This window comes from Paraburkholderia flagellata, assembly GCF_021390645.1.
In the GTDB taxonomy this organism is placed as follows: Bacteria; Pseudomonadota; Gammaproteobacteria; order Burkholderiales; family Burkholderiaceae; genus Paraburkholderia; species Paraburkholderia flagellata.
On sequence record NZ_JAJEJT010000002.1, the window covers coordinates 826779 to 851698 of the forward strand.

A 24920-nucleotide genomic window follows, 5' to 3' on the forward strand; every position below is an offset into this window, starting at 1 on the left:
GCGGGTCGTGCCGCGTTTGCCTTAATCCGAGCGATCAGAAGCGGTGACGCAGGCCGATCGTCGCCGCTACCTGGTTGTTTGTCGACGAAGGCGAGAGCGTATTGATCGCGGCCACGTTCGCGATGCCCGAGCCGTCGGCGTTATAGCCGAGCGAGCCCGAAGCGTGCTGGTAGACGCCGGCGAGATAAACGTCCGTGCGCTTGCTCAACGAGTAGTCGGTGCCAAGCACCACCGTGTGCCACTTCGGGCTGTTGTTGCTGCCGTTGCCCGTGACTGTGCCGTCGGTGAACGTGTAGGAGCCAACGAACGCGAGCGCTGGCGTCAGATGGTAGGCACCGTTGATCTCATAGTTGTCGAGGTGCAGGTTCAGGCCCGAGAGGCCCGGCAGCGGCGCGCTGCCGCCACTCGAGAGACTCTGCATGCCGTCGATCTGCGAGTGCGTCCACACGAAGCCAACTTGTGCCGGGCCGTACGTGTAGTTCACGCCCGCGCCAAATGAGCGTTGCAGTTGCGCCGAGATGTTCTGGTCAGCCGAGGCCGCGCTGTTCGCGGCACCCAGACCGCCGGAGTTGTTCTGCTGTGAATAGGCGGCCGCGAACTCCAGCGGACCGTTGCCGTATGACGCGCCGACGCTCCACGCGCGGCCATTCGCGAAGCCGTTCGCGTCGTTGCTGAAACCGTACAGGCCGCCGAACTGGAAGCCCGAGTAATTGGCGCTGGCGTACTTGACCGAATTCTTGATCGAATAGCTTTGGGCGAGGTTGTCGTTGTCGAATGGGTGGCCCGCGAGGTTGTTGCCGAAGCCCGCACCGGCTTCCGAGAGCGGCGAGAGGTAATCGACCATCGAGTCATACTGCCGGCCGAGCGTGAGCGTGCCGAACTGATCGCTCTTAAGACCGACGTAGGCCTGGCGGTTGAAACCGTTGTCGCCGTTCTTGTAACCGCCGTTGTTGAGATTGAATCCGCTCTCCAGAGTGAAGATCGCTTTCAAGCCGCCGCCCAGGTCTTCGGCGCCGCGAAAGCCGAAGTAGTTGTTGGAGAGGGCGCCGCTGCCCTGAGCCCACAGGCTGTGACCGCCGACGTTATTCGCGTAGACGATGCCGGCGTCGAGTGAGCCGTAAAGGGTGACGCTGCTTTGCGCATGGGCACTGATGGCGAATGCGCCGAGGACGCCTGCAAGAATGAGTGCTTTTTTCATGTTTTTCTCCGGTCAGAACTTGGGGAATCTCAGGTCGAATATTCTGAAAATCGATTTCGCGCCCGGTTGATTCGAAACGAAGTGTAGGCCCGGGATTCGGAGTATTTACGCGGGTCGGCGCAACAATAGATCCATCTCATTTCGCGATTGGCATTAATCGTCGTAAGTCACTGCATTTAAAGGGATTTGTAATTTCATTATCCCGTGCGACAAAATGATCCGTAGGAATAATCCGTTGCGTACTTGCGACGGTGCGGCAAAGCCGCGCGGGTGCTGACTTAGCGTGAATTCAATTCTTTTTCAAGAGTGATTCTCGTCGTTTCGTGAAAGGTACTGTTCCAGATCATGAGCTGAACACGCACACCGCATGGGGCTACAATCTCTTCAGCCCTCGACCAAGGGTGGTCTTTTTTCATCTGTTTTTACGCGGCTCTCGGGCCGCGTTTTTTTGGCCCGTGGAAAATCATTTGCAATTAATGCGCGCAGCGGAATGGTGCGTTGCGGAAAATGCAGTGATTCAAATTGCTGGCGGATATTCGGATTCGGTGGCCGGATAATCGGAAATTCGCGAAAGAGCAAGACGGGGCGCCCGGCACGCTGCGCGATCCGGGTAGAATCTTGCCCTTGCCCCGCGACGGGCCAGTCCCGCCGCAGACCCCGATGAAAGCCCTGCCATGACCGATTCTTCTCCCGCAACCGATCCCGATTTCCCCGCCGAAGACCCTGCTGCCGAGGCCGAGGTGATCCAGGAAGCCCGCCTGTGGCGCAAGGACGGCTGGACCGCGCGCGTGATCAAGAATGAGGACGACGACGGCTGGGCCGTCGAAATGATCAAGGACGGCGAGCCGGAGCCTGCGTTAGTCGGCCCGTGGACCATGGGTCGCGACAAGAAAAATCCCAAGCCGCTCGATACGTCGGCGTTCAACACGCTCGTGAAGACCGCTTCCGAGGTGTTGCGCCGGCACGAGCAGCAATTGCGCGCGCTGCTGCACAAGCGTGTGAGCGTGCAGACCGCTGAGGGCGACGTGGACGTGACGCTCGATATCGTTCCCGACGAGTACGAGCCTTACGCGCTCGTCAGCGCGATCGACGCGTTTGGCGCACAACTCGCGCAGGCGCGCGTCGCGCCGAACTTCAAGCTCACGAAGGCGCGTGCCGAGTCCTGGGCCGAAGGCGGTTTCGGGCGGATCGAGTAAATATCAGCGGCCGCCTGCTCACTCCTGCTTGCAGAAGATCGCAGTCAATAGCGGACCGGCATGGTGGACGATGGCGTTATTGCCTGCCGCCGTGAGCGCCGCCTGCACCCTGGCCTGGGTGCCGACCACGACCGCCCCATAGGCGGAAGGGGCGATGGGCTTGCCGTCGCCGGTCTTGAAAAGCGGGTCGTCCTTCTGGAAACCCACTATGGCGAACACGCTGAAGCCATAGGCGGTCATGTGCCCGCCGCGCGCAGGCCAGAACGCGTTGATCGAATTGCTTTCGACCTTCATGGGTTTCGGATCGATCAGGCTTTGCGTGATCAGCCCCGAGATGAAGTCGTGCGCGGACTCGCTGCAGGTCAGCGAGTCGTCGATGACGGCGGCGCGGGCATTGCCGGCGAGAAGTGTCAGGAAAGCGAGAAAAAGGGCGGCAAAGGTAAAGCGTTTCATTGCATGAATGGCGAAAGTGCGTGCGCCAGGGCCGCAATGCGGCGGGCGCACAACGCCCGGGCTGGCGCGAAGGGTGCACTCTACGCGTGTTCGGACGATTCCGCTTGCTGCGTTGCGAGAGCCGATCTGGCGCCTTGACTTACAAAGCCACAAGTTAAACGTTGTAAGAACGTCGGAATGCCTGCAAGTTTTTTGGAAGGCGTATATATTTCGCGGTTATGACCGAAAAAGACAAACCTGCAAAAACGGCTCCGCGAGCGGTGCCGCTGCCGCGCACGTGGGACGCTCGCGCGGCGCGTTGGCTCGTCACTCCGCTTGTACCCACGCGCGTTACCCCGAATCACCTGACCACGCTGCGACTCCTGATTGGCGTTGCCGGCGGCTTATATCTGGCGCGCGGAGGCTTTCTGCACGTCAATATTGGCGCATTTCTGATCGTATTGTCGAATTTTGTTGATCATACCGACGGCGAACTGGCGCGTATCAGCGGCAAAACCAGCCGTATCGGACATTTCTACGATCTCGCGGCGGACGCTCTCGTCACCGTCCTGCTGTTCCTGGGCATGGGCTATGGCCTCGGCGCCGTGGCCGGCCACTCGGGCGCCGGATGGCGTGTGCCGCCGGCCGTGCTCGGCGGCATCGCGGGCGTCGCGGTCGCCGTGATTTTTTTCCTGCGCATGCGCATCGAGGAAATGGCCGGCAAGGCGGGCACGCAACAGGCGTTCGCCGGCGGCTTCGAGACCGAGGACGTGCTGTATCTGCTACCCCTTGTCACGCTGACGGGCGTCGTGTCGCCGTTCATTATCGCGGCTTCGATCGGGGCGCCGCTGTTCGCCATCTGGGTGGTGCTCGACTACGTGCGCATGACGCGCCGCCTGCGCCCCGCCAAGGAAACCGGTCAGGTGTGGAGCAGCCGATGAGCTTGCAAGCAGAACAAGAACAGGTCGTAGTGCCTTCCGTCGCCGCTGTACCCCGCGTCGCACGTGCCGCGGCCGGCGAACCGGACGGCGCGATCGGCCGCGCGCTGCAGCCGTTGAACACCGCGCGCCTGCGCAGCGACTACGAGAGCCAGGGCTCGTTCCTGTACCTCTCCGATTTCCTGCCCGCCGACGCCACGCAACAGTTGATCGACGCGGCCAACGCGCTGCTTCCCGAAGTCAACCGCAACTATCTGCCGGGCCACAAGGCGGGCGGCAGCGTGAGCCGTCACACCATCGACCGCCTCGCGCCGTACATCGCCGAGCTTTACCGCTCGCCGCAACTGATCGCGTGGCTCGAAAAGATCACGGGCGACCGCCTCCAGCTTTCACCCGAAGACGACCCGCACGCGTACGCGCTCTATTACTACACGCGCGCCGGCGACCATATCGGCTGGCATTACGACACGTCGTATTACGACGGCCGCCGCTATACGGTGCTGCTCGGCGTGATCGACGAGTCGTCTTGCAAGCTCGACTACGAACTGCACACGAAAGATCCGAACAAGGCGGATGAACCGGGCTCGGTGCAGTACCCGCCGGGCGCGCTCATCGTGTTCGATGGCGACAAGCTTCGCCATCGCGTCACGCCGAGCCTCGAAGGCGAAGTGCGCGTTTCGCTCACGCTCGAATACGTGACGAACCCGAACATGCGCCCGTGGCGCCGTTTTATCTCGAACATGAAGGACGCCATTGCGTACTTCGGTTTCCGCCAGGTGTTCCGCAAGGCGTTTGGAGGCAAGGCGTGAGCCGTGCTGCCATCCTGCTGCTGTCGATCGGCACGGCACTCTTCATTGCGCTGCTCGCCTGGCAGGGCCTCGGCTCGGTAACGGGCGCGCTTGCGGCCGCCGGTTGGGGGCTCGTGCTCGTCGCGGCGTTCCACATCGTGCCGCTCGCGCTCGACGCGGGTGCGATCGCCGTGCTCTTTGGAAAAGGCGAACGCGTCGATCAGCGTGATGCGCTGCTCGCGCGCTGGACGGGCGAATCGGTGAACAGCCTGTTGCCGGCAGGCCAGATCGGCGGCCCCGTAGCGATGGTGCGCCAGCTTGCCCAACGTGGCATGTCGATGCGCGACGCAGCCGCGGCCATCACCGTGAGCACCACGCTGCAGGCCGTTGCGCAGATCGTATTCGCCGTATTCGGCATCGTGCTTTTTTCGGCCTATGCCGCGAACGGCGCGCCGCGCGATCTCGGCATCGCGGCGCTGATCGCGACCGCCGTGCTCGGCGGCCTGATCGCGCTGTTCTATCTCGCGCAGCGCCGCGGTCTGTTCGGCCGCCTGCTGCGTCTCGCCTCGAAAGTGTTCGGCAAGCGCGACTGGTCGACGCTCGCCACGCGCGCCGATGCCATCGACGAGGCCGTGATGTCGCTTTACGCCCAGCGTGGCCGCGTGGCGGCCAGCTTCGTGCTGAGCCTCGCGGGCTGGCTCGTGGGCACGGTGGAGGTGTGGCTCGCGCTGCGTTTTCTCGGCCATCCCGTAGGCTGGATCGATGCGCTGCTGCTCGAGAGCATCGGCCAGGCCATTCGCGGTGCGGCCTTCGCCATTCCTGGCTCGCTGGGCGTGCAAGAGGGCGGCTATCTGCTGCTTGCGCCGCTCGTCGGCCTGCCGCCCGAGGCGGCGCTCGCGCTCTCGCTCGCCAAGCGCGCGCGCGAAATCCTGCTCGGCTTGCCGGGCCTTCTGTATCTGCATTTCAGCGAACGTAGCTGGCAACGCCGGCGCGCCTCGCGCGTCTGCGCTGTCGAAGTCGCCGATTGACCTTTTTTCTCCCAAGGAACGTTTGCGCATGCGCGCCATCATTCTCGCGGCAGGCCTCGGCCTGCGCCTTCAGCAACAAGCTGGAGAACAGTTTCCGAAATGTCTGCTGCAGTTCGAGGGCGTGACGCTGCTCGAACGCCATCTGCAATTGCTGGAAGAGGCGGGCGTGACGGAAGTCGTGCTCGCGCTCGGTTTCCAGCCTGAACTGGTCGAGGCCGAACTCAAGCGCATCAACTGGCCGCACAAGGTCGAGGTCGTGATGAATCCGCGCTTCGATCTCGGCAGCGTGCTCACGGTGCATCGCACGGCAGAGGCGCTCACGCGCGGCGACGACGTGCTGCTCATGGACGCCGATGTGCTCTACGACGAACGCGTGTTCGCGCCGCTCGTCGCGGGCGAGGCGCCGGCCAATCGCTTGCTGATCGACCGCGACTTCGAAGCCGGCGACGAGCCCGTGAAGCTGTGCCTGCGCGACGGCGTGCCCGTCGAACTGCGCAAGCAACTGGCGGTCGGTCTGCAATACGACATGATCGGCGAGTCGGTGGGCTTCTTCCGCCTGAACGAAGCAACGGCCCGTCGCTTTGCGCAGATCGTCGAAGGCTATGTCGATACGGGCCGCGCGAACCTGCCGCATGAAGAAGCGCTGCGCGACCTGCTGCTCGAGCGCGGCAACGAGTTCGAAACCGCGGACGTGACCGGCGCGCCGTGGATCGAAATCGACTTCCCCAATGACGTGACGCGCGCCGCGGAACAGGTGCTGCCGCAACTGCGTCCGGTGGTGAGCCGTGTGAAGCAGGCGGCTCTCTGAAGCGCACCTGCGCTGGTTGCATGACGCTTATTGTTTGATATGGGCCGCGAGGTCTGTCGCCGGTTGAAAGCGGCGGTGGGCTCCGCGGCTTTTGCTTTTGCGCGCGCCTTTGCTTCGTGCCGCACCTGCCAAAGCGCGCCGCTTCATCTGTTGCCGGGTTCCCGTTTTCCGCAACAAGGGCCATAATGGCAGCTTTACGCCATCAGCCACGCTGATCGTCGTTTCTGCCCATGCCATTAGCCCTCGGCACATTCATCGTTCCGCTCATTGTCGCGTGCTCGATGTTCATGGAGAACGTGGACGGGACGGTCATCGTCACCTCGCTCCCCGCACTGGCCCGCGATCTCGGCCAGGACCCCATCACACTCAAGCTGGCCGTCACGAGCTATGTGATCGGCTTGGGCGTGTTCATCCCGATTTGCGGCTGGGTGGCCGATCGCTTCGGCTCGCGCAATGTGTTTCGCACGGCCATCGGCATCTTCATGGCGGGGTCGCTGTTGTGCGCGGCTTCGAGGTCGCTCGAGATGTTCGTGGCCGCACGCTTCGTGCAGGGCATCGGCGGCGCGATGATGGTGCCGGTGGGCCGCATCATCATCTTCCGTTCGCTGCCCAAGTCGGACTTCATTCGCGCGGTCAACTATCTCACGGTGCCCGCGTTGCTCGGGCCGGTCGTGGGGCCGCCGCTTGGCGGGTTCATCACCACGTATCTGCATTGGCGGCTGATTTTCTTCATCAACATTCCGATTGGCGTGCTCGGCATCTGGCTCGCGAACCGGCATATCGCGAACATGCACGAGGAGCATCCGGGGCGGCTCGACTGGCCGGGCTTCGTGCTCTCGGCGGGCGGGGCGTCGCTATTTATGCTCGGCCTTTCGCTCGTGGGCGGCGAACTCGTCGCCACTGGCACGGCGGTGACGATGTGCGTGATCGGCGCGTTGCTGCTCGCAGCCTATTGGTTGTATGCGCAACGTGTCGAGCGGCCCGTGCTCGATCTGAAATTTCTGCGCATTCCCACGTTCAACGCGAGCGTGGCCGGCGGGTCGCTTTTTCGCATCGGGCTCGGCGCCGTGCCTTTTTTGTTACCGCTCACGCTGCAGGAAGGGCTCGGCATGACGGCGTTCGCCTCGGGCGCCATCACTTGCGCTTCGGCGTTCGGCTCGATCTTCATGAAGGCGATCGTTTCGCGCGTCCTCGGGCGCTTTGGCTTTCGCCGCACGCTGATGGTCAACGCGGTGCTCGCGGGGACGGCCATCGCGATATGCGGCTCGTTTTCGCCTGGCATGCCGGTGTGGCTCATCTGGGTCATCGTGCTCGCGGGCGGGATCTTTCCTTCGCTGCAATTCACCGGCCTCAACTCGCTCGCCTATGCCGATATTCCGACGCGCGACATTGGCCGCGCTACGAGCGTAGCAAGCGTGATCCAGCAGGTATCGCTCGGCCTCGGCGTGACGATTGCGGGCCTCGTGCTGCAGATTTCGCATCGTGTGCAAGGGCATTCGACCATCGTCTGGTCCGATTTCTGGCCGGCGTTTCTCGTGGTCGGGCTCTTTTCGGTGGCGTCGATTCCGGTGACGATGCGTTTGCCCGCGAATGCCGGAGAAGAAATTGCGCGCGGCCGGCGCGGCAAGGCTTGATGCAGGACGCAACGTTCGTCTTGCACAGCAGCGGAATCAGCGGATCGCCGGATCGCAATCGTTTGACTGGCGTGCTATAAGGCCAAGGCAGGTATCAGGTAGGTAGGTCAACAAACCGAATCATGGGGTGAACTCAATGAAGCTGGTTGAAAAAACGAAAATTTCCGCTGCCGCTCTCGCACTGCTTTCGCTATCCGCCTTGTCCACGGGCTTCCTCGAAGCCACACCGGCCTTTGCGAAGGATACGCAGCAACGCCCTGCGGTCCTCAACGCGTCGGCGGTGGCCGTTGCTGACAAGTACGCGGCCGACGCCGCGGAGCAGATCTTCAAGGAGGGCGGCAACGCCGTCGACGCGGCGGTCGCCATCGCCTTCTCGCTCGCCGTGACATACCCGGAAGCCGGCAACATCGGCGGCGGCGGGTTCATGACGCTCTACGTGAACGGCAAACCGTACTTCCTCGACTATCGCGAGCGCGCGCCGCTCGCCGCCACGCGCACGATGTACCTCGACGACAAGGGCAACGTGATCAAGGGCAAGAGCTTGTTCGGCTATGACGCCGTGGGCGTGCCGGGCACGGTCGAGGGCATGTGGGAAGCGCAAAAACGCTTCGGCAAGCTGCCGTGGAAGCAGGTGCTGGCCCCCGCCATTGCCTACGCGCGCGATGGCTTCGTCGTGGACGAACAGCTCGCGAAGCGCCGCGACGACGCCGCGAAGGACTTCGCCGGCAAGACCAATTTCGACGAATACTTCGGCAACCTGAAGGAGGGCGTGACGTTCAAGCAGCCCGATCTCGCCAATGTGCTCACGCGCATTGCGAACCAGGGCGCGAAGGACTTCTACGACGGCAAGACCGCTGACCTGATCGCCGCCTCGATGAAGGGCCACGGGCTCATCACGAAGCGCGACCTGCAGGAGTACAAGGCCGTGTGGCGCCAGCCGGTCGAGGCGAAGTGGAACGGCTATGAAATCATCACCGCGCCGCCCCCGAGTTCGGGTGGCGTGGGCCTCGTGCAACTGCTCAAGATGAAGGCGATGCTCGCGCCGCAATTCAAGGACGTGCCGCTCAATTCGCCGCAGTACATCCACCTGACCGCGGAGATCGAGAAGCGCGTGTTCGCGGATCGCGCGCAATATCTCGGCGACCCCGACTTCTACAAGGTGCCGGTCGCGCAGCTCACCGACGACGCGTACCTCGCGAAGCGCGCCGCCGAAGTCGATCCCGACAAGCCTTCGGACACGAAGAGCGTGCAGCCGGGCCTCGGCACCTCGATGCCGGAGAAGGCGGAAACGACGCACTTCTCCGTGGTCGACAAGTGGGGCAACGCGGTCTCGAACACGTACACGATCAACGGCTACTTCGGTTCGGGCGTGGTTGTGCCGGGCGCCGGCATCGTGCTGAACGACGAAATGGACGATTTCGCGTCCAAGCCTGGCGTGCCGAACATGTTCGGCGTGGTGGGCAGCGATGCGAACGCGATTGCGCCGAAGAAGCGTCCGCTTTCCTCGATGACGCCGACCATCCTCACGAAGGACGGCAAGGTGGCGCTCGTGATCGGCACGCCGGGTGGGTCGCGCATCTTCACGTCGGTGTTCCAGGTCATCAACAACAACTACGACTTCAACATGCCGTTGAAGGAAGCGGTGGCGGCGATGCGCTTCCACCACCAGTTGCTGCCACCCAACACGATTTTCTGGGAACCGTACCAGCCCATTGACGGCGAACTCGCCAAGCAGGTCGAGGCGAAGGGCTACGTGCTGAAGGGGCAGGACTTCAACGGTGACATTCAGGCGATCCGTATCAACGGCGATACGCCCGATGCGGTTTCCGATCCGCGCGGTCGCGGCGTGTCGCGCCTGATCCAGTAAAACCGCGACGCCGATGCGAAACCATGCGCCGCGCATGAAAGCAAACCATTTCGCATCGGCAACCTGGCACGGGGTGGCAAAAGTTTGCATGACGTGAGCGTTTGTCCCCAAATTTGGGGATGCCGCTCCGTTATTCATCGCGTACTATGCAACCTCCGGCGGAAGACAGCCCTTTGCCGGCGTGTGTTTTTCTTGGGGCGGCGTTTGCCGCCCCATTTTCTTTTCCGCATTTCGGCTTCACAGCTTCACTGTCGGACCGCATATTGAATTCGTCAGGCTGGGATCACCAGGCTCTGACGTTCGCGCCGCCGCGCAAGTATGGCGCGCACCCACTTCTCATCGCACCCGAGCATGGACCTGACGAGCCGCGAACTCGCGTTGATCGCCGACGTCTTCAAGCTGCTGGCCGACCATATCTTGCCGGAGGGCGCCTTGCGCCTCGAGGTGGGGCGGCGCCTGCTCGAACTGCTGCGCGCCGATGGCCTGTATGCGGGCGCGGACCTGTTCATCTGGTCGGGCGAAGAGAATCTCGATCATCTGCGCATTAGGCGCGGCAAGCAGCGCGATCATTTTTCCGATCGGGAACTGGTGTTGTTCGATCTGCTGCGCCCGGCTTTCGTCGCGGCGCTGGCGCGTTCGCGCGCGCAGACGGGGCACGTCCAGCCGACGGCGGGCGACGCATCCGCCGCGGATAACGAAGCGATCAGCCGCTTGACGCGGCGCGAGCGCGACGTGGTCGCGCTCGTGGTGGAAGGGCTGCTCGACAAGGAGATCGCCGAGCGGCTAGGCATTTCCTATACGACCGTGCGCACTCATCTCGATCGTTCGTTTCAGAAACTCGGTGTCACCAACCGCTCGCGCCTCGCGCGGCTCGTGCAGTCGGCTCAGCGCTGAGGCGCGCTGCGTTTCCCTTTATTTTGGCGCGGCCGCCGAAACGTTTTCACCCGCCGCATCGATCAGGCCGACGCAGGTTTGCGCGTTGCCGATCCGCTCGATCGCAAGCAGCGCGAAGCGCGCGAGAAAGAGCGGGCCGTTGGCTTCGCCCAGATTGGTCATGGTCTTGCACAAGTGCGTGTAGACGGTGTCGAGTTCGCTGTCGGTCATGGCTTTCTCCATCTGTACTTGATTGCGGCAGCGCTCAGGCGCGCAGCGCATGGTCGAGGGCGGCGAGCGCATGCGCGGCTGCCGTGCCGGCACCGTCGTGCCAGCGGCCGAGCACGTGGCCGTCCGGGCGCACGAGGTAGAGCGTGCCGGGCTGTGCGCCGTACATCGGGAACAGGCGTCCCGTGTGGTCCCATCCGCTGCGGCGTGGCGTGTCGGCGCTCCGGCGCTGCGCGAGCGGCACCAGTGCGAACGGCAGCGCGCGTGCGGCCAGCGTCGTTTCGAGCGCGGTGATCGGGGCGGGCGTCGAGCCATCCTCGCTGAAGTAGAACGCCGTGAAGCACGGTGCGATCAGGTCGGTCACGTGGCCTTCGCTCGCGCCTGCCTGATCGACGATCGTGAGCGGGCATTCGGGCAGCACCGTGCCCGGGGCCGGACCGTTCGCGAATGCGTCGGAGGCCGCGTTGAGCGGCGAGGCCGTGTAGGCGATGGCCGAAGTCTGGCGCGGATTGATCAGCGAGCGCACGGCGGCGTGCTCTCGCGCGAGGCTCAGCACGGCGGTGCGCATCAGATCGAAGGCGAACGACGGCGGCGCCATGAACTCTGTGCTCTTCGTGCCGTAGCTCAAGTTTTCATGCGCGGCGTAGACGCGCTCGTCGGAGTAGCTGTCGAGCAACGCGTCGCTCGCGAGCCCCTTCACGACATAGGCGAGTTTCCACGCCAGATTGTCGGCATCGTCGATGCCTGAATTTGCACCCCGCACGCCGAAGATCGGGACGAGGTGCGCCGCGTCGCCCGCGAACAGCACGCGGCCGTGGCGATAGCGCTCGAGCGTGAGTGCGTTGGCCTTGTAGATCGTGATCCAGACCGGCGACCACGTCGCTTTCTCGCCCATCATGTCGAGCAGGCTCTGCACGCGCGGCATGACGTTTTCGGGCTTGATCGCCTCGTCGGCGTCCTCGCCGTCGCGCAGCTGATAGTCGATGCGCCACACGTTGTCGGGCTGCTTGTGGACGAGCACGGTCGAGCCGGGATTCGATGCCGGGTCGAAATACGCGAGCCGTTCCGTGGGCCGCGCGCTGTCGAGCAGGATATCGACGATCACGTAACGGCCCTCGTAGCTCGTGCCCTGAAGCTTCAGGCCGAGCGCATCGCGCACCGTGCTGCGGCCGCCGTCCGCGGCGATGAGCCAGTCGGTCTGCGCGGTGTAGTCGCCGGCGGGCGAGGAGAGCGACAGCGTGGCGCCATGCGCGTCGTGCTGGACCGCGGTCACTTTCGTGCGCCAGCGGATGTCGATGAGGTCGGCGTGCCGCTCAGCCGCGTCGAGCAGGAACTGCTCGATGTGGTACTGCGCGAGGTTGACCATCGGCGGCAGCTTCTGGTTTTCGTCCTGCGGCATCGTGAAGTGCAGCACTTCGTCGTTGCGATAGAAGCTGCGCCCGCCCGTCCACGGCAGGCCTTTGGCGAGGAAGCCGTCGAGCGCGCCGAGGCGCTCGATGATTTCGAGGCTGCGGCGCGAGATGCAGATTGCGCGGCTGCCGTAGCAGACCGACTCGTCGGCTTCGATCAGCACCGAACGCACGCCGTGCTTCGCGAGGCCGAGCGCGATAGCGAGGCCCACCGGGCCGCCGCCGACGATCGTCACGGCGTGGCGCTGCGCTTCACGGGCACTGCTGTGGCCGCCTTCGAGTTCGGGCAGGCGGGCGGCGTACTGCTTCGCCTCGAACGGATAGGGTTTGAATTCGGCGCTCATGGGGAATGCGTCTCCGATACGAAAATCTTGTTCTTGCCGGCTTGCCCCGAAAGGAGGCGCTGGCGATGAAGGCAGTATGGAGCGCGAGGCGAGGCCCGCTGTCCTCAATTTGGGTACAGGGGGCTTACGGGGGGGGGATGAGCGGGAAATGTGCAGGCGTTCTGCTTCGCGCGCCTGCAGCGGTGGTTCAGCCCTGATCCGTCGCCAGACAAAGCGCAAAAAGCTGCCGCTGGCTCGAGATGCCCAGCCGCTGATACGCGCGTTTCTGATAGGTCACGACGCTGCTGGGCTTCACGCCCATGCATTCGGCGATCTCAACCGCGCTGCGTCCTTCGAGCACGCCGCGCAGGGCGTCGAGTTCCCGTTTGGATAGCGTGGGGCAGAGCCCGCGCAGGCGTGCGAGCATCATCTGAGGAATGCCGAGCTGGCTCTGGCCGCGAATCGTATAGTGATGCCGCGCCGATTCGCCGATCAGCGGCGCGAGCGATTCGACCAGTTCGACTTCGCCCGGCTGAAAATTCCCGGCGTCGCTTTCGCGATACAGGTTCACGGAAAGCCAGATATCGGCGGCCGGCTGCAGCAGCAGCGAGAGCCGGTCGGACACGTTGGGCGTGGCGTAGCACGCGGTGCGGTAACCGTCGTGCGCAATGTCGGCGCTACTTTGCCAGTGCAGCACGAGCGACGAGCCCGGCTTGTCGGCCGAACCACCGGTGACGATCTGCTGATTGCCGTCGAGCGCGTAGAAGAGGCGCGCGTAGGTATCGGCGACGTCGCGCAAAAAGCGGCCGCCGCGATGATCGGCGACGGAAACCGTGCGCGGCCGGTTGCCGAATTCGTAGGCGAAGACTGTGCACTGTGTGACCGAAGTCGCCGGGCCAAGCATGTTCAGCACTTCGGCGGCGAGCGCGTTGGCGTCGTCGCGGCCGATGGCCGAAACGAGGCTGGTGACGCGCGAGAGGTCGAATTGACCTGCCTGCCTCGGTCGATCGAGATGCCAGTAACGCATGTTTCTTAACGGAAAACGGCTATAAAAAGGAAGTTTCACGAGATTAGCATCGTTTCGCTTAGGCACGAAAGCGCCAGCAGCGGGGCCGGATCGTCGTGCGCAATGCCGTCGTGAGGCTTGCGTCAACGTAAGCAAGGAACGGCACGTTGGGGTAATCTCCACCCTCGGCCGGCGCGGTATGCGCGCCATGTTTCCTTACCTGAACATCCCTGCGCGCAGGTTATCCAAATGTTGACGCTCCCCACCGCGATTCCACCCGATTTCGGCGCCGGAGCGGTCTTTCTCAGCGTACTCGTCACGCAACTGGGCGTGCCCGTGCCGGCCGCGCCGGTGCTGATTCTCGCGGGCACGATGGCGGCTGGCGGCGAGACATCCTACGGGAGCCTGCTGGCGGCGGCCGTGATTGCCACGCTACTCGCCGATTCGCTGTGGTTCGCCGCGGGCCGCAAGCGCGGGCGGCGTCTGCTCAACGGGCTCGTGCGCTTTTCGCTGTCGCTGGACACCACCATCCGCATCGCGCGCAATGTATTCGAGCGCTACGGCGCGCCCATTCTCGCAGTGGCGAAGTTCGTGCCGGGGCTCGGCCTGATTTCCGCGCCGCTGCTCGGCACGACGACGGTGGCGGTGCACGTCTTCCTGCTTTGGGACACGGTTGGCGCAGCGTTGTGGGCGGGTACCTGGCTGCTCGGCGGCGCGGCGCTGCATGCGGAAATCGTGCGTTTCGCGGCGTTCGTGCGTGCGAACGGCATGACGATCTTCGACGTGCTCGCCGTGGCGGGCGTGCTGTTCCTCGCCTGGCGCTGGCTGCGGCGCATGCAGTTCCGCCACTGGCTCGCCACGCATCGCATTTCGCCCGATCAGCTCGACGAGATGATGAAGTCGAGCGCGCCGCCCATCGTGCTCGACGCGCGCCCGCAAACCGTGCGCGAGAAAGAGGCCTACCGGATTCCTGGCGCGCGGCCGCTGAATCTCGAGTCGAGCGAAGAGCTTTCGCCCGAGTTGACGGGGCGTCCGATCGTCGTGTACTGCGTGTGCCCGAACGAAGCGACGGCCAAGCGCATCGTCGATCAGTTGCGCAACAAGCACATCTACCATGCGCGCGCGCTCAAGGGCGGCCTCGACGCCTGGGAGCGCCACGGTTATCCGGTCGTGCCGCTGTCCAACGAGTTCCACGCGGCGCATGCCCATGCCGATGAACTCGAAGCGGGTGAGGAACCCGAATACACCGTACGGGCAAGTCTCTCCAAATAACGGTAGTGCCGCCGCGCGTCGCCCGGCGCGCGGCGTTTGCCTACGCGCGCTGCCTGCGGGAGCCGCCGCCCACGTTCTGTCCCGCGTCGCGCGCCATCTGCGCATAACCCCACACCGAAATCAGCGTGAGCACGCCGGCACCGAGAAAGGCGAGCCGGAAGTCGTCGAGCGTGAACACATGGCCGGTCGTTTCGCCGTTGAGATGCGCGGCCACACGCAGCGCAAGCGCGCCGAATGCAATGCCAAGGCCGATGGTCATCTGCGCCGCCGCACTCCAGAGCGTGCTGGCCGCGCTCATTTGCGGCTGCGCGACATCGGCGTAGGCCAGCGTGGCGAGGGTGGAAAACTGCATCGAGCGCGCCATGCCGTACACGAACACGACGATCAGCACGAGGGCGAGCGGTGTGCCGGGCGTGAGCAGGCCGCACGCGATCAACGAGACGCCCGCAACGCTGACGTCGACGACCGAAACGAGCCGGAAGCCCCAGCGTTCGAGAATGCGCGTCGTGAGCGCCTTCATGCCGAGATTGCCGAGCGCGCTTGCGAGCAGCAGCAGGCCGGACTTGAACGCCGAGAGACCGAAGCCGATCTGGAACATCAGCGGCATCAGATAAGGCGCCGCACCGATGCCGATACGCGTGAGCGAGCCGGTCACGATCGTGACGGAAAACGTCGGTATTTTCAGCGTGGAAACATCGACGAGCGGATGCGGATGACGCTTCGCATGCACGAACGCGACGACGCCGATCGCGACGCCCGCCGCAACGATCGCCATCGCGCGCCACGGATTCTGGCCGACCTGACTCGCGAGTTCCGCGCCGTAGAGAATGGCGGTCAGCGCGGTCCCGCTCAGGACGAGGCCCGTTACGTCGAGCGGCCGGCGCTGTTCGCCGCGCAGGTTCGGCACGATCGCGGCGATGGCCGCGAGCACGGCAATGCCGAATGGCACATTGAGCAGAAAGATCCAGCGCCACGACGCATAGGTCGTAATGAAGCCGCCGATGGGCGGTCCCACCACGGGCGCGGCGATGGCGGGCCAGGTGATCGTCGAGATCGCTTGCATGAGCTTGCTTTTCTCAGTGCTGCGCACGACGATCATGCGCCCGACCGGCACCATCATCGCGCCGCCGATGCCTTGCAGGATGCGCGCGGCCACGAACTCATCGACGTTCTGCGAGATCCCGCACAGCACGGACGCGACCGTGAACGTGACCACGGCGCTGAAGAACACGGTGCGCGCGCCGCAGCGGTCCGCCACCCAGCCGCTGGCCGGAATGAAGATGGCGAGCGCGAGCATATAGGCCGTCACGCCGAGGCTCAGACTATTCGGGCCGATGCCGAACGAGCGCGCCATCTGCGGCAGCGCCGTTGCGATGACGGTCGTGTCCAGATACTCCATGAAGAACGTGGCGGCGACGAGGTACGGCAGCCAGCCGACGCCGGAAGAACGTTGCGCGGGAGCGGTCATTGCGCCTCCACGCTGCAGGGGGGAATCAACGTCATCGTGGTGCGGATCATGTGTGGTCTGCGGGCGATTTTGGACGACTTGTGCCGATCGGAATATTGCGGATCGGATAGTGAAACAGAAAGCCAGCGGCGAAAGGCGTCAGTTTCCAATACGCAAAAGCAGCTGTACAGCCGCGCGGCGAGCGGTGGCGTTGTGAGTCCTTCGCCGTGGGACCTTCGCGGCAAGGCCAGATCGAAGCGCGTAGACTCGTGCGCTGTCGGCATCTCATCGTCAACTCCTTGATCAATGGAGGATCGGAAATGGAATACCGTTTTCTGGGTGCGTCTGGAATGAAGGTGCCGGTGCTGAGTTTCGGCACCGGCACGTTCGGCGGCAAAGGCGAGTTCTTCGAGGCCTGGGGCGCAACCGATGTCGCCGAAGCACGCAAGCTGATCGACATTTGCCTCGACGCCGGCGTCACGATGTTCGATACCGCGGATATCTATTCGAGCGGCGCGTCGGAGTCGGTGCTTGGCGAAGCGCTCAAGGGGCGCCGCGACAAGGCGATCATCTCGACCAAGGCGACCTTCCGCTTCGACGACGAACCCAACAACGTGGGCTCATCGCGCTTCCACCTGAAGCGCGCTGTCGATGCTGCGCTCAAGCGTCTGCAGACCGACCATATCGACCTGTTCCAGTTGCATGGTTTCGATGCGCGCACACCGGCCGAAGAAGTGCTGTCCACGCTCGATGAACTCGTGCGCGCGGGCAAGATTCTCTATACGGGCGTGTCGAACTTCTCGGGCTGGCACCTGATGAAATCGCTGGCGGTGGCCGATCGCTACGGCTATCCGCGTTACGTCGCCAACCAGACGTACTACTCGCTGATCGGCCGCGACTACGAGTGGGAACTGATGCCGCTCGGGATCGACCAGGGCGTGGGCGCGGTGGTGTGGAGCCCGCTGGGCTGGGGGCGTTTGACCGGCAAGATTCGACGCGGCCAGCCGCTGCCGGAGAAAAGCCGTCTGCACAAAACGGCGGAGCAGGGGCCGCCGGTGCCGGATGAATACCTCTTTCGCGTGCTCGATGCCATCGACGAGATTGCGAAGGAAACCGGCAAGACCGTGCCGCAGATCGCGTTGAACTGGCTGCTGCAGCGGCCGACGGTCGCGACGGTGCTGATCGGCGCGCGCGACGAGGCGCAGTTGCGCCAGAACCTCGGCGCGGTCGGCTGGAATCTCACGCCCGAACAGGTGGCGAAGCTCGACGCCGCGAGCGTCGTGCGCCCCGTCTACCCGTACTGGCATCAGGAGGGTTTCGCCGAGCGCAACCCGTCGCCGGTTTGAGGCGCTTTCTCGCTCAGTGAGCTTGCTTCAAGCCGCTTCGGCCTGGCGCAGGATCTGGGTCGCGCCCAGATGCAGCGCCAGCGCAAAGAACTCGCGTTCCGCGAGATTGAGGGTCTTCGCGGCGGCCATCGCGCGGTAATGGTCTTCCGGGTGCAGGAACAGCTTGACTTCGACTTTCGACTGACGGTTCTGCGCGGACTCCATGAATGCTTCTCCTTCGGTAACCGGGCGCTCGGCCCGTGACGGGTGCGAAGCCCATTACCGGGCGTCCATACGCGCAAAGGCGCGCGCCGTTTGCCGCGATGTGAGCGGCGGCATGAAAACGGCGATGACGCGGAGTGGGCCTTGAAAGTTCGCCTGCCGTGGCGCGTGCGCGACGGCAGGACACGCGCGCTGAACTAGTGACGCGTGGGACGGCGCAATGCGCCGGTAGTGCGATTGAAGCCGGGATGAGACAGGTGATGCGACGGCGGGGCAACGTGCTGCATAAGCGACCAACCTCCGGAATTCTTCTTCTTGTGCGGCAGGGCGCCGCATGTAGTACGGCCGCAAGTGTAGTCGCGTTTTGTCCTAGGGTAAACCCCTAATTCGAAAAGAATTATTGCGCGAATTGAGAAAATCGCACGGCAAGATCTGAAATGCGTTGCGTACGCACTTCAATTCATGCGTAATGAGTAAGCGGGTTTGATGGGGCAGCGAGAACCGCCGCCCCGGAGCTGGCCTGAACGCCAGCGTTAAAAGGGGCGCGTCAGCGCCCGGCCGTTATTCCTCGACACGCTTGCGCAGGCGCGCGCGCGCTTCGCCGAGCGACAGGAACTTGCCGTGTGCTTCGTCCAGCACGGTGACCTTGCCGTGCCCGATGTCATAGACCCAGCCCTGCAGTTCGAGCTGGCCCTGGGCCACGCGCGCGGCCACCGCGGGGTGCGTGCGAAGGTGAGTGAGTTGCAGGCGGACGTTTTCTTCCACGAGCGCCTGGACGACCTGGTCGTCGTCCAGACCGCGGGTCTTCACCACGCTGCGCGCCGCTTCCGCGTTGCGCAGCCACGCCTGCACGGTGGGCATGTCGGCCGTGGCTTCCGCGCCCGAGGCGAGGCCCTTCATCGCGCCGCAGTCGGTATGGCCGCACAGCACGATCTGCTTCACGTTGAGCGCGAGCACCGCGAATTCCACGACGGCCGACACGCCGCCGAGCATTTCGCCATAGGCCGGCACGATATTGCCGATGTTGCGGCAAACGAACAGATCACCGGGCTTGGCTTGCGTGATCATTTCCGGCGAAACGCGCGAGTCGGCGCAGGTGATGAAGAGCGTGTGCGGCGCCTGGCTGTGGGCGAGACTGTGGAACAGCTCTTTGTTGCCCGGGAAAACGTGATGAGTGAATTCGTCCACGCCGTCGAGCAGGTGTAACAGATCGCAGCCGCACGATTCGGAGTGACCGTCGTGCGAGTGGGTGTTGTCTGGCATGGATGTTTCTCTCTTTATCATGAATCGACACTATCGAATGGCAACAGCGGGAGTTTACGCTGAGCCGACCCCTTGCGGATCGGAAAACTTCGCGCCACGTTACGCGGTATAGCCGTTCTCGCGGTATCCAGGCGTCGAACCGGCGGGATATGTCGATAAACCGGCCGAAAAGACAGCTAAGTACAGGAAAGTGGGCTTGCTGCGTGGGCGCTTGCGCGTCGTGCGTTTCCGTTCGAAGAGAGATTTTCTCACGCCGCGCGTGATTGGCCCATCCGGGTGTCGCCGGGAGTGTCGGGATCATGAGGAGGGGTGAAGCGCGACCGGCCAGTCGGTCGGCGCGCTCACCACGCCATGCGCCATTGACCTGAAGAGTGGGCAGGGGTGTCGGGCAACAACGTGGCGCCGGGCGGTATCGTCGTGTCCGAGAAGTCGGCGAGAATTTCATCGCGCAGCCGCACGAAGCGTGGGTCGGCGCGCTCGCGCGGGCGCGGCAACGTCACGTCGACGATACGACGGATGCGGCCGGGACGCGGCGCCATCGTCACGACACGGTCGCCCAGGTAGATCGCCTCGTCGACATCGTGCGTGACGAGGATCATCGTGATGCGTTCGCGCTCCCAGATGCGCAGCAATTCGTTTTGCAGGCGGCCGCGCGTGAGGGCGTCGAGCGCGCCGAAGGGTTCGTCCAGCAGCAGCACGCGCGGGCGATTGACGAGGCCGCGCGCGATCGCCACACGCTGCGCCATGCCGCCCGAGAGTTGATGGGGATACGCCCGCTCGAAACCCGCAAGGCCCACGAGTGCGATGTGCTCAGCCACGGCTTCGTGCTTTTCGCGCGCCGACAGCGGGGCATTGCGCAACGCTGCCAGGATGTTCTGCTCGGCGGTGAGCCAGGGAAACAGCCGATGATCCTGGAACACGATGCCGCGCTCGAGCGAGGTGTCGCCCACGCGTTCGCCGCGCATCATGATTGCGCCGCTATAGCCCGCGTCGAGGCCGGCGATGAGGCGCAACAGCGTGGATTTGCCGCATCCGCTCGCACCGAGCACGCTTACGAATTCACCGGGGCGCACATGCAGCGTCACGTCGTCGAGCACGACGAGCGCGGACTCGCCCGTGCCGTAACGCTTGCTCACATGCAGAATGTCGAGTCCCTCGGGGTCAATGGTGTTCATCTGGGTTTCTCTCAGGTTCGTTTGATTTGCAATGCGAATCATTGGGCGGTGATGTGTAACCGCGCCAGCACCGTTCGCTCCACACGCCGTGCGAGCGCATTGAGCGCCCAGCCAATCGCGCCCACGACGACGATGCCAAACAGCACGAGGTCCATGCGGAATTGCTCGCTGCCGTCGATCAGCAGGTTGCCGATACCACTGCCCGCAACGAGCAAATATTCCGCGCCGAGCGTGGCGAGCCACGAATAGATGAGTGCGAGATAGAGGCCCGTGAAAATCGAGGGCAGTGCGGCCGGCAACAGCACGTAGCGGATTAGCTGCAGCCGCGAATAGCGCAACGCCTGTGCGAGTTCGACATATTTGCGCGGAACGGCGTGAATGCCGTCGCAAGTGTGGGCAGCAACGGGCAGCAATGCCGCGAGCGAAAGAAAGACGACCTTGGCGGCGTCGCCGAGCCCGAACCACACGGAAATGAGCGGAATCCACGCGAACAGCGAGATCTGCTTGAACGTGTCGAAGCTCGGCCCCACGACGCGCGCGGCGATGCGTGAGAGACCCAACGCGCCGCCCAGCAGGAATCCCGCCGTTGCGCCGATGGCGAAGCCACAGGCTTCGCGTGCAAGCGACGCCGAAAGCGCACGGGCCAATGCGCCGCTCTCGAACTGTTCGTAAGCGGTGCGAATTACATCGGCGGGACTTACGAGCAGGCCGCTCTTCACGAGATGCGAGGCGCTCAAGGCCCACCACAGCGCAATGGCGACGAGGGGCAGCGCGGCGCCACGCAGATCGACACGTCGTCGCGGCATGGTTTCGGTGACCGCTTCACAGGCGCAATCGGGACGCGCTGCCTTGCGTGCAAGCGACAATCTCATGGCGAATTCTCCTCTGGCTCGAATGTTGTCAAGCAGGCGCTATCTAGCACCATCAGGCCCGAAACGCCGATGGCGTGCCGCGCCGCAAACGTCGCTCAAGCACATCGAGCAGTCGATTAATGGCGAGGCCGATCGCTCCGACCACGACCACCGACGCCATCACGAGATCGAGCTGAAAGAGCTGTCGGCCATACACGATCAGATAGCCGAGTCCTTCCGACGACGCCACGAGCTCGACCACGACGAGCGCGAGCCAGGCCTTCGTGAAGGCGAGGCGCACGCCGGTTGCGAGCGTGGGAATCGCCGCGGGCAGCACGAGCCTCACGATACGTTGCCAGCGTGTGTAGGCGAATACGCGCGCGACTTCGTCCAGCGCAGCGGGTGTCTGCCGAAAGCCTTGCATGGTGCTGAGCGTGACCGGCACGAGCGCCGCATGAGCGATGAGCAGATACTTGAGCGGTTCACCCACGCCGACGAGCAACAACAAAAACGGCAGCCAGCCGAGCACGGGAATCTGCACGATGGCGTTGAAGCTGGGCAGCACCCAGGCTTCTAGCGTGCGCGATAGCCCAAGCGCGCCGCCGATCAGGAAGCCGAGCACGGTCCCGCCTGCGAAGCCCAGCAGCACGCGTTGCAGGCTGATCAGCGTATTGCGCGCAAGCTCGCCGCTCTGGGCGAGATCGACGAACGTTTCATAAACGCGCTGCGGCGCAGGCAGGATTTGCGGCGCGATCCAGCCACGCGCGCAGCCCACGCTCCATAGCAGGAAGAGCAGTGCGGGCAGCAGCCAGGGCGCGAGATGCCACGCGCATGCGCGCAGCGCGACGCGCCAGCGTGTGGTTGCTGTTGCCGCGTCGATACGTGGCGCTGCACGCGGCGTGTTCCCGGCAATCGTGATTGTGGTTTCCGTCATGATGCGGCTCCTCTCGCGCGTTCAGCCAAGCGGCTTGCCGGCGGCGTCGTAGCGGGTCCAGTAGTGCTCGAGCTTTTGCGTGCGCAGCGCGTTGTCGAGATAGCGCGGCTCGAACCACGAATCGACGTCCACGGGCTGGCGAATCAGCTTCAGGCGCAGCGCGTCCTGCGCAACGGCCTTGTAGCGCGCCACGATGAACGGATCGATTAGCGGCGAATTGCGGTACTTCAGAGGCTGCTCGGCGAATTCGGCTTGCCAGGATGTGTAGCTCACGCCGCTCTTTGCCCAGAGTTTGAAAAGCGCGTCGCGGTTTGCTTCATCGGAAGACCATTGCGCCGCTTGCACGAAGACGTTGACTACGCGCTGCACGATATCGGGGTGCGCCTTCTCGAAGCCGTCGAGCACGAGCAGATGCGCCTGGCGCGTCAACTGCGGCCCATCATGCTGCGATTCGTAGACGATGCGGGCAAGCCCCTGATCGCGCAGCCGGTAAAGGTGATAGTCGTTGACCGAGGCATCGATGCCTTTCGATGCGAGCGCCGCGAGCGAGCTTGCGGTATCGAGGTTGATCACGCGTAGCGCACGCTCGTCGAGCTGGTTCTCGGCGAGTGCATTGTCGGCCACGAGTTGCAGATTCGTGCCCCGAAAAATGGCGACCCGCCGGTCCTTGAGGTCCTTGATCGATTTGATGTCCGAATCGGCTGGCACGCCCACCTTCACGCCGGAACGCACGCCCGATTCCAGCAGGATGCGGGTCTTGAGACCGTTGGCGCGCGCGAGGACCGAGGGTAAGTCGCCTTGATACGCGAAGTCGAGTGCATTGTTGGCAATGGCCTCATTCACAGCCGGGCCCGCGCCCTTGAAGAAGAGCCACTCGACTTTGATGCCGTCGGCGGCGAACTCCTTTTCGAGCAACTGCTGGCCGCGCACCGTGGCAGCGGTCGAACCGCCGAAGGTCGGGGGATCGCCGGCGCCTTGCTGCGCGACGCCGATCCGGATCACGGTGGGCTCACCGGCCGCGGCATGCAGGGAGATGAACGAGAGCGCTGCGCAAAGCAGGTACTGCAGAACGCGATGTGAACGCATGGGCAGGTCGGATTTGAGTGACGAAACGGGGTGCGCAGACTGGCGAGCTTGCGTCGCCGTCATTGCCGTTGGGTCATTCTTTTCCGGGTACGCCGATCAGGACAACCAATGATTCGAGATTTGCATTTCTCGACAAGAGCGCTGCGTGTTGTGGGGAAAATGAACGGCAGGGCGCCTCCATGATAGTAGAGCGCCGCCCGTACCGAAGGAAGAAATCGTGCTATCGATGTGAGCACAAGCGCAAAGCCGCAGGGCGCACAGAGCGTGATGCAGCTTTGCGCAAAAGCGCGCCTTATTGCGTTTCGACTGCGTGGCGCGTCGCGGCGGCGCGCCGCGACGGCATGAAATACCACACGGCGCAGAGCACTTGCAGTACGACGAGGACTGCCCATACGGTCTGATGCGCAATCGCCGGGTAGTGGCCGTCGAGTGCCGGCCAGTGCGCGAGCGCGGCGCCAATCGCGATCTGCAGAAAGAAGATGCCGATGAAGATGACAAGCGTGAACGTGGTGTTCACACGCCCAATCAGGCGCGGCGGGAAATATTCGGCGAGCACCGCGTAAGTGAGGATGCCGGTGCCGCCGAACGCGCCGTACGCCGCCCAAAGCAAAGCTGCGGGCAGCGGCGCACGCGCCGCGAGCAAAGCTTGCACGAGCACGAAAATGAGCATTGTGACGCCGGAAAAGAGCTGAACGCTCACGCCGCGCCGCTCGAAGCTGCGTGCGAGCGCGCCAAAGCCGATATTGCCGACAATGAACGCGCCGCCCAGCACGGAAACGAGCGAGGCCGCACGCGCACCGACATCGGCGGTGCCGGCCGGCACGACGTCGCGCAGGAACGCGCCGACCCACAGCGACTGCATGGCATAGAACACGGCCTGGGTCAGCGACGAGAACGTTGCGGTCTTCCAGAACGCATGGCTGCGCAGGATGTGCGCGGTGCCCTTGAACTGTTCGAGCACGCTCGCCTGATGGTGCGTGTCGCGCGTGCGCGGCCCACCGATCCAGATGATGGCGGCCACCAGCACCGTGAGTGCCGCGAGCCCGAGGCTCACCGCGCGCCAGGGTGCGATCGAGAGCAGCCATGAGAGCGGGGCGCCCACGGCCACGCCGCCGAGGCCCCCCACGGCCATGACGAGCCCGTTCACGAGCGTGAGCTGCGCGACGGGAAAGTGCTGGGCTGTGGCCTTGAACGCGCCGCCGAGGCAAACCGACACGCCCACGCCGATCAGCAGCCGGCCCACCATCATCGCGGCCATGTTGTGCGAGACGCCGAAGATCAACGCGCCCGCCGCGGCCACGAGCATGACGCACGCGGTGACGCGGCGCGGGCCGTAATGGTCGAGCAGCACGCCGCCGGGGATCTGTGCGCCGGCGAAGCCGAGGAAATAGAGGCTCGTGAGCGTGCCGAGATCGGTCGCCGTGAAGCCCAGTTCACGCGAAAGAAACGGCGCAAAGCCGAGATTGACGCCGCGAAACAGGTACGAAATGAAATAGCCGAGCGCGAATACGGCGAAGACGCGCAGTCTGAGTGAGGTCATGTTTGGGGCGGGCGAAAGCGGATTGAATGCCTGGTTGTCGATTATTGGCGATTGACGTGCACGAGGCCAGCGAGAGA

Annotated in this window: 24 protein-coding genes; 10 read left to right on the plus strand and 14 right to left on the minus strand. The window is 64.0% G+C overall.

Annotation, left to right across the window (positions count from 1 at the left end; translation table 11 throughout):
- Window positions 1-34: 34 nt before the first annotated feature.
- Both L0U83_RS18120 and L0U83_RS18125 read right to left on the minus strand, forming a co-directional pair.
- The gene (locus L0U83_RS18120) at window positions 35-1198 is read right to left on the minus strand and encodes a porin (RefSeq protein WP_233885227.1); all 1164 of its coding nucleotides are present in this window, start codon (window positions 1196-1198) and stop codon (window positions 35-37) included.
- Window positions 1199-1582: 384 nt separating this feature from the next.
- Window positions 1583-1777: a hypothetical protein gene (locus L0U83_RS18125; RefSeq protein ID WP_233885229.1), complete on the minus strand. Its 195-nt coding sequence runs from the start codon at window positions 1775-1777 to the stop codon at window positions 1583-1585.
- A gap of 95 nt (window positions 1778-1872) precedes the next feature.
- On the opposite strand from L0U83_RS18125, the gene L0U83_RS18130 reads away from it, so the two are divergent.
- Complete coding sequence (locus L0U83_RS18130; protein ID WP_233885231.1) at window positions 1873-2394, plus strand: hypothetical protein; 522 nt, start codon at window positions 1873-1875, stop codon at window positions 2392-2394.
- Window positions 2395-2412: 18 nt separating this feature from the next.
- On the opposite strand, the gene L0U83_RS18135 is transcribed toward L0U83_RS18130, so the two are convergent.
- Window positions 2413-2898 carry a hypothetical protein gene (locus L0U83_RS18135; RefSeq protein WP_308445047.1) on the minus strand — a complete coding sequence of 162 codons (486 nt, stop codon included), beginning with the start codon at window positions 2896-2898 and terminating at the stop codon, window positions 2413-2415.
- 167 nt (window positions 2899-3065) lie between these two features.
- On the opposite strand from L0U83_RS18135, the gene L0U83_RS18140 reads away from it, so the two are divergent.
- From L0U83_RS18140 to L0U83_RS40695, 7 genes are all read left to right on the plus strand, one after another.
- Window positions 3066-3767 (plus strand): CDP-alcohol phosphatidyltransferase family protein, encoded by a 702-nt coding sequence (locus tag L0U83_RS18140; protein WP_233885232.1) that lies wholly within the window; start codon window positions 3066-3068, stop codon window positions 3765-3767.
- On the plus strand, window positions 3764-4573 hold the full coding sequence (locus tag L0U83_RS18145) for a 2OG-Fe(II) oxygenase (protein ID WP_233885235.1): 810 nt from the start codon (window positions 3764-3766) through the stop codon (window positions 4571-4573). Before L0U83_RS18140 ends, L0U83_RS18145 begins: the two co-directional genes overlap by 4 nt.
- Window positions 4570-5580: a flippase-like domain-containing protein gene (locus tag L0U83_RS18150; RefSeq protein WP_233885237.1), complete on the plus strand. Its 1011-nt coding sequence runs from the start codon at window positions 4570-4572 to the stop codon at window positions 5578-5580. The genes L0U83_RS18145 and L0U83_RS18150 overlap by 4 nt, the downstream gene beginning before the upstream one ends.
- Window positions 5581-5608: 28 nt before the next feature.
- Complete coding sequence (locus L0U83_RS18155) at window positions 5609-6388, plus strand: phosphocholine cytidylyltransferase family protein (RefSeq protein ID WP_233885239.1); 780 nt, start codon at window positions 5609-5611, stop codon at window positions 6386-6388.
- Between the two features lie 230 nt (window positions 6389-6618).
- A complete protein-coding gene (locus L0U83_RS18160; protein WP_233885242.1) occupies window positions 6619-8022 on the plus strand; it encodes an MFS transporter in 1404 nt (467 codons plus the stop codon).
- Window positions 8023-8158: 136 nt separating this feature from the next.
- The gene (ggt, locus tag L0U83_RS18165; RefSeq protein ID WP_233885245.1) at window positions 8159-9889 is read left to right on the plus strand and encodes a gamma-glutamyltransferase; all 1731 of its coding nucleotides are present in this window, start codon (window positions 8159-8161) and stop codon (window positions 9887-9889) included.
- Between the two features lie 351 nt (window positions 9890-10240).
- Window positions 10241-10783 (plus strand): helix-turn-helix transcriptional regulator, encoded by a 543-nt coding sequence (locus L0U83_RS40695; protein ID WP_308445048.1) that lies wholly within the window; start codon window positions 10241-10243, stop codon window positions 10781-10783.
- Between the two features lie 18 nt (window positions 10784-10801).
- Here L0U83_RS40695 and L0U83_RS18175 read toward each other — a convergent pair whose 3' ends face one another.
- The 3 genes from L0U83_RS18175 to L0U83_RS18185 all read right to left on the minus strand — a co-directional run bounded on the left by L0U83_RS18175 (window position 10802) and on the right by L0U83_RS18185 (window position 13749).
- The gene (locus L0U83_RS18175; RefSeq protein ID WP_233885247.1) at window positions 10802-10993 is read right to left on the minus strand and encodes a hypothetical protein; all 192 of its coding nucleotides are present in this window, start codon (window positions 10991-10993) and stop codon (window positions 10802-10804) included.
- Between the two features lie 34 nt (window positions 10994-11027).
- Window positions 11028-12743 carry an FAD-dependent oxidoreductase gene (locus L0U83_RS18180; protein ID WP_233885248.1) on the minus strand — a complete coding sequence of 572 codons (1716 nt, stop codon included), beginning with the start codon at window positions 12741-12743 and terminating at the stop codon, window positions 11028-11030.
- 187 nt (window positions 12744-12930) lie between these two features.
- Window positions 12931-13749, minus strand: coding sequence for a helix-turn-helix transcriptional regulator (locus tag L0U83_RS18185; RefSeq protein ID WP_233885249.1), 819 nt, complete (start codon window positions 13747-13749; stop codon window positions 12931-12933).
- Window positions 13750-13977: 228 nt separating this feature from the next.
- Here L0U83_RS18185 and L0U83_RS18190 point away from each other — a divergent pair, with 228 nt between their 5' ends.
- The gene (locus L0U83_RS18190) at window positions 13978-15000 is read left to right on the plus strand and encodes a VTT domain-containing protein (protein ID WP_233885252.1); all 1023 of its coding nucleotides are present in this window, start codon (window positions 13978-13980) and stop codon (window positions 14998-15000) included.
- A gap of 40 nt (window positions 15001-15040) precedes the next feature.
- Here the strand turns inward: L0U83_RS18190 and L0U83_RS18195 are convergent, their stop codons facing one another.
- Complete coding sequence (locus L0U83_RS18195; protein ID WP_233885254.1) at window positions 15041-16468, minus strand: DHA2 family efflux MFS transporter permease subunit; 1428 nt, start codon at window positions 16466-16468, stop codon at window positions 15041-15043.
- 299 nt (window positions 16469-16767) lie between these two features.
- On the opposite strand from L0U83_RS18195, the gene L0U83_RS18200 reads away from it, so the two are divergent.
- The gene (locus L0U83_RS18200; protein ID WP_233885255.1) at window positions 16768-17793 is read left to right on the plus strand and encodes an aldo/keto reductase; all 1026 of its coding nucleotides are present in this window, start codon (window positions 16768-16770) and stop codon (window positions 17791-17793) included.
- 27 nt (window positions 17794-17820) lie between these two features.
- Here L0U83_RS18200 and L0U83_RS18205 read toward each other — a convergent pair whose 3' ends face one another.
- The 7 genes from L0U83_RS18205 to L0U83_RS18235 all read right to left on the minus strand — a co-directional run bounded on the left by L0U83_RS18205 (window position 17821) and on the right by L0U83_RS18235 (window position 24843).
- A complete protein-coding gene (locus L0U83_RS18205; protein ID WP_233885256.1) occupies window positions 17821-17997 on the minus strand; it encodes a hypothetical protein in 177 nt (58 codons plus the stop codon).
- Window positions 17998-18555: 558 nt separating this feature from the next.
- Window positions 18556-19257, minus strand: coding sequence for a carbonic anhydrase (locus L0U83_RS18210; RefSeq protein ID WP_233885257.1), 702 nt, complete (start codon window positions 19255-19257; stop codon window positions 18556-18558).
- Between the two features lie 341 nt (window positions 19258-19598).
- Entirely contained in the window at window positions 19599-20432 is an 834-nt protein-coding gene (locus L0U83_RS18215; RefSeq protein WP_233885259.1) for an ABC transporter ATP-binding protein, read from the minus strand.
- A 38-nt stretch (window positions 20433-20470) separates the two neighbouring features.
- A complete protein-coding gene (locus L0U83_RS18220; RefSeq protein ID WP_233886555.1) occupies window positions 20471-21238 on the minus strand; it encodes an ABC transporter permease in 768 nt (255 codons plus the stop codon).
- 118 nt (window positions 21239-21356) lie between these two features.
- The gene (locus tag L0U83_RS18225) at window positions 21357-22217 is read right to left on the minus strand and encodes an ABC transporter permease (RefSeq protein ID WP_233885261.1); all 861 of its coding nucleotides are present in this window, start codon (window positions 22215-22217) and stop codon (window positions 21357-21359) included.
- Window positions 22218-22238: 21 nt separating this feature from the next.
- Window positions 22239-23303: an ABC transporter substrate-binding protein gene (locus L0U83_RS18230; RefSeq protein WP_233885263.1), complete on the minus strand. Its 1065-nt coding sequence runs from the start codon at window positions 23301-23303 to the stop codon at window positions 22239-22241.
- A gap of 292 nt (window positions 23304-23595) precedes the next feature.
- Complete coding sequence (locus L0U83_RS18235) at window positions 23596-24843, minus strand: MFS transporter (RefSeq protein ID WP_233885266.1); 1248 nt, start codon at window positions 24841-24843, stop codon at window positions 23596-23598.
- Window positions 24844-24920 lie beyond the last annotated feature (77 nt).